The 5,320-nt window shown below is 37.3% G+C and carries 7 protein-coding genes; 6 read left to right on the forward strand and 1 reads right to left on the reverse strand.

What is annotated here, in order from left to right:
* On the forward strand, window positions 1–210 hold a 210-nt coding region (locus ACYPZI_RS15450), incomplete at its 5' end, for a hypothetical protein (RefSeq protein ID WP_459603190.1).
* A gap of 118 nt (window positions 211–328) precedes the next feature.
* Here the strand turns inward: ACYPZI_RS15450 and def are convergent.
* Entirely contained in the window at window positions 329–880 is a 552-nt protein-coding gene (def, locus tag ACYPZI_RS15455; protein WP_459603192.1) for a peptide deformylase, read from the reverse strand.
* A gap of 212 nt (window positions 881–1,092) precedes the next feature.
* Here def and ACYPZI_RS15460 point away from each other — a divergent pair, with 212 nt between their 5' ends.
* The 5 genes from ACYPZI_RS15460 (at window position 1,093) to ACYPZI_RS15480 (ending at window position 4,984) form a co-directional block, all read left to right on the forward strand.
* On the forward strand, window positions 1,093–1,581 hold the full coding sequence (locus ACYPZI_RS15460) for an RNA polymerase sigma factor (protein WP_459603194.1): 489 nt from the start codon (window positions 1,093–1,095) through the stop codon (window positions 1,579–1,581).
* Window positions 1,582–1,585: 4 nt separating this feature from the next.
* Window positions 1,586–2,170 carry a hypothetical protein gene (locus tag ACYPZI_RS15465; protein ID WP_459603196.1) on the forward strand — a complete coding sequence of 195 codons (585 nt, stop codon included), beginning with the start codon at window positions 1,586–1,588 and terminating at the stop codon, window positions 2,168–2,170.
* Between the two features lie 11 nt (window positions 2,171–2,181).
* Window positions 2,182–3,102 (forward strand): TraB/GumN family protein, encoded by a 921-nt coding sequence (locus ACYPZI_RS15470; RefSeq protein ID WP_459603198.1) that lies wholly within the window; start codon window positions 2,182–2,184, stop codon window positions 3,100–3,102.
* A 288-nt stretch (window positions 3,103–3,390) separates the two neighbouring features.
* The gene (locus tag ACYPZI_RS15475; RefSeq protein ID WP_459603200.1) at window positions 3,391–3,639 is read left to right on the forward strand and encodes a transposase; all 249 of its coding nucleotides are present in this window, start codon (window positions 3,391–3,393) and stop codon (window positions 3,637–3,639) included.
* A 238-nt stretch (window positions 3,640–3,877) separates the two neighbouring features.
* A complete protein-coding gene (locus ACYPZI_RS15480) occupies window positions 3,878–4,984 on the forward strand; it encodes a site-specific integrase (RefSeq protein ID WP_459603202.1) in 1,107 nt (368 codons plus the stop codon).
* Window positions 4,985–5,320 lie beyond the last annotated feature (336 nt).

Below are 5,320 nucleotides of genomic sequence, written 5' to 3' on the forward strand. Positions count from 1 at the left end.
TACAAACATGGTGCAAATATAGCACTTTTTGAGGCTTGCGACACCCATTTTGGTGTCGCAATTTCTGCAAATAACTGTGTATGTGAATCTTATAAATTTGTTAAAATGAAAGTGTCAAAGTCAGGAGCGAAAACCGCATCACCCGATTTTCTGTGGGCTGTGGGTTGGGTAATTACAATTGTTATAATGTCTATTATAGGGCAAAGATAGATGGTATATGGATAAGGGAGTACCTGAAATTAAAACCGGACAAGCTGGTTTTTTCCACTTTCGTCAGGGTTTCAGGTATGCTTTTATAGAACACTGGTCATCTTGCTGCCGTTATTCTTTATCTTGGTTGTTCGACAAGCTTATCAGTAAACAATACGCCTTGCAGGTGATCGAACTCATGTTGGAAAATAATTCCTGTAAAATCTCCTTTACGAGAAGAGCCTGAGAGTCTTTCTTTTATAAATTCTCCCTTTTCGTTATAGTATTCCACATCAATCCATGCATAACGCCTTGATGTACCCGAAGTGTTTGGTATAGATAGGCATCCGTCACCTTCGAAACAAATAATCTCTTGTGAATGATTCACTATTTTAGGATTCACGGCAACGGTTACAGGCATTCCCGGTTTGTCTATTCTTGTGAATAGGAATAAGTTTCGTCCTACACCTACTTGAGGAGCGGCTATTCCTACGCCAAATTCTGTCGCCATAGTCAGTTTTAGCCGTTCTATAAAGAGTTGCCAATCTTTATCTTTCGCTATATTTTTTATGTCTATATTTATACTTTTCTTTCTAAGGAAAAGAGAATCGTCGATATTGACGGTCTGTAAAACCCTGAAAGGTGTATTTACATCGCTTGCATTTACTATTTCTTGTTCTTTAACTGTCATGTCTTTAATAGAATTGCACGCAGATAAGCAGATCATAAAGATCAGAAGATAGAATGATTTTTTCACTGCATTAATTGTTGATATTGTTAGTGCAAAGATAAAAAAAACGTATTATGTTTGAGGCAAGTGGGATTAGAAAGAAAAATAAAAAACGGCTAATTGTGACTATTCGGATAAAAATACGACATATTAATTAAAATCTATTCTGACGGATGATACAAAAGCAAGATGGTGATGCTCAATTTTTAGAAATGATACGGCAGAATGAAGGTATCATCTTCAAGGTCACCTCTTTCTATGCAGATAAAGAACATCCTATTGGAGACCTTTATCAGGAGGTGGTCTTAAACCTGTGGAAGGCATATCCTTCTTTTAGGGGAGAGAGCAAATATTCTACATGGATATACAGAATAGCTCTGAATACTTGCATTTCGTTTTACCGCAGAAATAAGAAAAATGTGGTATATGTAGATATATCGATGGATATACCTGAGCCTGTGGATAATAAAGAAGAGATACAGGAATTATATAGACTAATAAATCGCTTGGGAAAGATAGAACGTGCTTTGGTGCTTCTTTATCTTGATGATAAGTCATATAAAGAGATATCAGATATTACGGGGCTTACAGTGACTAATGTGGCTACAAAACTGAGCCGTATTAAGGAAAAGCTGAAGCAAATGTCGAACCAGCAAAACTAACCATATGGATTTAGATAATATAAAAAAAACGTGGCAACAAACCGACTTAAAGCCAACAATTGGAGAAGAGAAGATCCAAAAGATGTTAGGAAATAAGGGGCAAAGTGCTTTTAATAGTATAATGCGGTATGAAAAATACAGTATTATAGGATTGATCGCATGTATACTGATTGCCTACCCTCTTTTTTCGAGACACATGCCGGTGTTTTATTTCTATCTTATAGCATGTATTATAGGAATTATATGGCAGGTTTACAAATTCAGCCTTTTGAAAAACGCCAATATTGCCGAATTGAGTATTACTAAAGCCGCTAAATTTTATTATCAGTATAAGGGTATGATTATAAAAGAGCTGATAATCAGCTGTGTCTTGTTCTTTTTCTTCGTTGTCTTGTTCGGATATTTCGAACTGGCTCCAAAGTGGAATACCGGTCATTTTCAATATTCGCTTATTATATTTGTAATATCGATGATTATAGGACTTTTTGTCGGACTCTTTTTGTTTAGAAAATTATATTGGCGTCAATTCAAGAAAATAGAAAAGTCACTGAAAGAAGTAGAAGATTTTGAAAGAGATAATCATAACTAATATTTAATAATATGAAAATTATATCATCAACATTTGCTGTTTTGATATTTCTTGTGCTATCTGCTATAACAGTGTCGGCTCAGGATAAAACGGAATATACCGGAGCACTTTTATGGAAGGTATCGGGTAACGGACTTGAAAAACCTTCTTATATTTTAGGAACACACCACTTAGTACATGTCAAGTTTGTAGATAGTATTCCGGGACTCAGGGATGTGATGGAAAATACAGAACAAACTGTTGGAGAATTATTAATGTCCGATCAGGCTGCTATGCAGGCAAAAGTAATGCAAGCTGCTATGATGCCCGCCGGTGAGTCGTATAAGAATATGTTGTCGACAGAAGATTATGAAAAACTGGATAAAGGTTTAAGGGATGTATTTTCTGTGGGTATGGAGCAATTTGGACAGATGAAGCCGGGAATGATTTCGTTGGCCTATACCATAACTCTGTATACAAAGTTGTATCCGGAGTTTAATCCGGCGAGTCATGAAGCTATCGATGCTTATGTGCAGCGCATAACTAAAGATAAAGGTAAGTCTGTTTTGGGACTGGAGACTGTTGATGATCAGGTATATGCGCTTTTTGACGCTGAACCATTAAAGGACCAGGCAGTGGCATTGGTTTGTGCGGTAGGACAGGGGATGTCGATAAAAGAATCTCTGGATAAACTGAACGGCTATTATCACAAAGGAGAACTTTCCAACATGTACGACCTTGCGTTCAACGATCCGGATGACACATGTAAAGCTTCTCAGAAAGCCCAGAATGCAATAAATAAGGATCGTAATGATAAATGGCTGCTGAAACTTCCTCAGATAATGAAAGAAAAATCGAACCTGATAGCTGTAGGCGCATTGCACCTGGCCGGCGAGGAAGGTTTATTATATCAGTTGGCTAAGATGGGATATAAAATACAGGCTGTAAAATAATCAGACCAAATTCCGGCCTATCCAAAATAAAAGAACTACTATTAAAACGGTAACGGTGGCATTTTTGCCAAATAATATTCTTCTCATTCGGGGGTAATTTTCTTTACCCCCGAAATATTCAAAGTAAATTCCTGTGAATATATAAGGAATTAGACTGTCTCAAAATAGATATGAGATGGCTTTTTTGCGTTGTATAAAAAAGCAGCAAGTCCTCATTTCTCTAGACGAAGACTTGCCTATGTGCTTAAAGATTTGTATCTTTAAGTGTCATCACATAGAGCAAATATAATGTTTAAATCCTACACTACCAACGATAATTTGTTATTGCCTCCCTCTTTAGGTGAGTTAATCCCTGCTACCGATCCTGTACGCGTAGTAAACCGTATCATTGAACAGATTGATTTAACTTCTTTGTACGGCAAGTATTCCCGTTTGGGCAGTCATGCCTATCATCCCCGCTTGATGCTCAAGCTGCTTGTTTATGCCTATCTTCGCAAACCCACCTCAAAAAAAGCACCCCAGAGAGAAAAAAGGTAATCCAATAGAAATCAGCAGATTTGTCTTCGGTTGGCTTCTGTTGCCAATTGGCTAAAAAGCCGTTTTCGGCATAAAAAAGCAAACGTTCCGTTTCTTATCCGTTACCCATTGGGGACGGTGCAGAATCCGGCAAAACGGTGTCATTCGTTGGCTTGCTATAACACTGTTTGTCTGCTGTTTACATTGTTCAAATAACTCACAAATCAAGTAATTTTATCATCTTAAAAATGTGAGTTTTATGGACGAAAATTTAAAGGTATCGTTTTATCTCAAACGAGAACGAAAAAGTGAAAAATCGGATATTTCCATTTATCCGATAGTTGGAAAAATCATCATCGGCAAAAGCATCGCCCAGTTCAGTTCCAAGCTGAAAGCCGATGAAAGGCTTTGGAATGTCAAATCGGGGCGAGCCATTGGAAAAAGCCATTCGGCAACCATGTTAAACCGTGAGATTAATAAAATTAATCTCAACATCCACCGTCATTATTCAGAAATCCTCAAGCGTACCGGAAAAGTTACAGCGCAGGAAGTAAAAAATGCCTTTCAGGGTATTGCAAGCACACAGAAAACACTGCTTGTCTTGTTCGATGAAATCATGCAGGAGTTTCAATTACGCATCGGCATCGACAGGAAACAGTCAAGCTATTTGCAGTATGTCAACACCCGCAAGCATCTTAAGCGCTTTCTGGTTGAAAAGTATAACGTTAAGGATATTCCACTTTCACAGTTGAATTTACCGTTTATTGAAGATTTTGATTTCCACTTGCGTGTGGAAAGAAAACTAAAACCCGCTTCAGTTAATAGTGTTATTGTTCAACTCTTATCCGCAGCACGAAAGGCATTACACAAGAATTTAATCAGCCATCCGCCGTTTTTCGGTTACAAGCTGACACGGCCGGAGTTTAGCATCCGGTCATTGGGTTCAGGTGAGTTTGAACGGCTTGTTTCTACCCCGGTTGAATCCCCAAGTTTAAATTTTGTCCGCGACATGTTTGTTTTCGCTTCCTTCACAGGCATATCCTATATTGACTTGAAAAATCTTACATGGAAAGAAATTATCACCGAAGAAGACGGCAACCTGTGGATTTCCAAGTCCCGCCAAAAGACAGGTATCCCATTTAATGTCAAACTGTTGAATATTCCGCTACATATTATTGACAGGTACAGGGATTTTTCAAAAGATGGTTTTGTTTTCAATATCTATTGCCAAGTAAAAATCAACAAATTGTTGAAAGAAATAGCTAAGCTTTGCAGGATAGATAAAGCGCTTTCCTTTCATCAAAGAAGACATACTCATTCTTCTTTCCGATTGAAAACGAGCAAGTTACAACTTTCTTTTTTTTGACAGGTAACGATTTAGAAACCAGCGAACCCCTACACTTTACCCCATTTTGCACAAATACAAAGAACGCTTTTCGATTACAGACTACAAAAATAATCGAATATTATTTATTTGAGAAAGCTATTGAATCTTTTCTTTTTACATATCTACAGATAGAGGATTCTTTTCCCGGCACAAAAAATAAGATTCGAACAGGTCATGCAAGTTTTCTCTTATATAAATTATATTATTAAATTACCCAAATAAGTTATATCTTTGTAGTCTTACTGATTAAACAGAAAGACAATGGGACGTAAGGTAAAACAACTAAAGAATTACACTACCGAACAGGTAGAGGCG

The sequence above is a fragment of the Dysgonomonas reticulitermitis genome (assembly GCF_054601275.1).